Annotated in this window: 2 protein-coding genes and 1 pseudogene; all 3 read left to right on the top strand. The window is 39.7% G+C overall.

Annotated features, from left to right (window positions below; genetic code table 11):
* Positions 1-29 precede the first annotated feature (29 nt).
* Entirely contained in the window at positions 30-818 is a 789-nt protein-coding gene (locus tag BZG78_RS15200) for a polysaccharide pyruvyl transferase family protein (protein WP_077661689.1), read from the top strand.
* A gap of 314 nt (positions 819-1,132) precedes the next feature.
* Complete coding sequence (locus BZG78_RS15205; protein ID WP_077661690.1) at positions 1,133-2,260, top strand: ISAs1 family transposase; 1,128 nt, start codon at positions 1,133-1,135, stop codon at positions 2,258-2,260.
* Between the two features lie 25 nt (positions 2,261-2,285).
* Positions 2,286-2,546, top strand: a pseudogene (locus BZG78_RS15210) (ISAs1 family transposase); the annotation flags it as partial.
* Positions 2,547-2,646 lie beyond the last annotated feature (100 nt).

The following is a 2,646-nucleotide window of genomic DNA, read 5'->3' on the forward strand; positions in this document are numbered from 1 at the left end:
ATTGATTGTAACAGGATTAAAAATTTATCATGGTTAAAGTGATCAATTGGAACCCAAGAAAGAAAATTTTTAAGAGTTCTCGTTTTTTTAAAGTAAAAGGGTTAGAGCGCGTTAATAACTTTGGAGATATAATTGGTCCATTGATTGTAAAGGAAGTATTGAAGAAAGAGAGCATTGTTAATAATAGATTCTCTCTACTTTCTAGAAGGTTATTAACTGTGGGTTCTATACTTCACTTCGCTAAAAATCGAGATACAATTTGGGGTACAGGTAGAAATGGAAAGATACCTTATTCCTCACATAAGTTTAGAGATTTAGATGTTAGAGCGGTAAGAGGGCCATTAACTAGAGAGTTCTTAACGAAAAAAAATATTAATTGTCCTGAAGTTTATGGTGATCCTGCTTTATTGTTACCACTCCTATTCGAGAGTTTACAAAATGAATCCGAAGAGAAGAGGTATGATTTGACTATTATACCAAACCTAAACGACTTTGATCTCTTTGACGATTATACTCAAAATCTTATTGATCCCCGTGATGATCTTAAATATATTATTAAACGTATTGCAAAAAGTCGATTTGTTATAGGTTCATCTCTACACGCTATTATCGTTGCAGAGAGCTTAGGTATTCCGGCGAGATTAATCCAAGGTCGATCTGAACCGGATTTCAAGTATGAGGATTATTACCTTGGTACAGGGAGAAGTGGTTTTAAAGCGGCGAGAAACGTAATGTCCGCGATAGATATGGGAGGAGAGAATCAGGTGAATTTTGGATCTAGAAAATTGATGGAATCCTTTCCCTTTGACATTTTCTAGTTTTATTGGGATTTAGGAAAATGTATCAGAGACGGTAGATTTCAAGGTAGTTGACCAGATTTCCAAATTAAGCGGCACTTTTTTGACCGCCTCGTTGATTGTCTTCTGAGCAGCTTGGATTGAGTGTTACCAGGGAAAACGCATGAAGATCCGCGCCACGCCTGGRYTARCAAMTTAATGACTAAGTTGTYACTTAGGGCTGAAAACCGTGCGTTATGCCATATTTATTAATTAAAATAAGTGAAAACAAAGGATCAATTTGTTGATCATTTTCAGTGCGATTTAATGGTCTCCTAACGTTTAGGAGATTAAAAATGACAGAAGATAAAAGTCCATTTATGCATTTCGTTTCCATTAGAGAYATTCGYCAAGAAGGTAAAGTTGAACATACGTTATCAGATATTATTTTGATAACGATTTGTGCGGTGTTGTCTGGTCATGATACCTGGAAAGGTATKAGTGATTATGGACGTAAGCAGCGTGATTTTTTATTACGCTTTGGCTTCTCAGGTAAAACATCACCCTCGGCAGATACGATTGCAAGAGTGATGGGAAYCATCAGTACAAAAGCATTACAAAAAGCCTTCATAGAATGGATGAAATCGTGTCATGAATTAACGGATGGTGAAGTAGTTGCCATTGATGGAAAAACACTGAGGGGTTCATATAACCGAGCAACAGACCAAGCTGCGATTCATATGGTTAATGCGTTCGCAACCGCAAATGGTGTATGCCTCGGACAGTCAAAAGTAAATAGTAAAACCAATGAGATCACTGAAATACCTAAGCTGCTGGAATTGCTCGACATTTCTGGGTGTTTAATTACTATAGATGCCATGGGTTGTCAGCGAAAAATCGCACAGAAAATCATTAATAAAAATGCCGATTATTTGCTCGCTGTTAAAGKAAACCAAGGTAAGTTAGACAAAGCGTTTGATAATTATTACCGGCCTTCAATGCTTCAACACTTTGATGGTGAGAGCTACTCATCACAAGAGAAATCGCATGGACGTTTAGAAACACGATGTGCACTCATCAATACCGATTTAAGTGTATTAGGTGATTTGGCTTATGATTGGCCTGAACTAAAAACGATGGGCATCATGGTGAGTGTTCGACAAGAAGGCAAACACGCCGACGAATCCGATATTTCTGTGCGCTATTATATAAGTTCAAAAGCACTGACAGCGAAAGAGCTTCATGATGCTACGCGCTCGCACTGGCTAATTGAATCAATGCATTGGCAACTCGATGTTGGATTAAAAGAAGATGCCTGCCGAATTAGGGTAGATGACCGAGCGGAAGTTTTTGCACGAATAAGGCAAATGGTTTTGAATTTATTAAAGAAAGAGAAGAGTTTCAAAGCCGGCATTCAACGCAAGCGAATGATGTGCGCGATGGACCAAGAGTACTTGGCGACCGTGCTGGGAAGCCTTTCATGACGCGGATGTTCATGCGTTTTCCGTGCTGACAGCGAAAGAGCTTCATGATGCTACGCGCTCGCACTGGCTAATTGAATCAATGCATTGGCAACTCGATGTTGGATTAAAAGAAGATGCCTGCCGAATTAGGGTAGATGACCGAGCGGAAGTTTTTGCACGAATAAGGCAAATGGTTGTGAATTTATTAAAGAAAGAGAAGAGTTTCAAAGCCGGCATTCAACGCAAGCGAATGATGTGCGCGATGGACCAAGAGTACTTGGCGACCGTGCTGGGAAGCCTTTCATGACGCGGATGTTCATGCGTTTTCCGTGCTGACAGCGAAAGAGCTTCATGATGCTACGCGCTCGCACTGGCTAATTGAATCAATGCATTGGCAACTCGATGTT

It is taken from the genome of Salinivibrio sp. MA351 (assembly GCF_001996065.1).
Lineage (GTDB): Bacteria > Pseudomonadota > Gammaproteobacteria > Enterobacterales > Vibrionaceae > Salinivibrio > Salinivibrio costicola.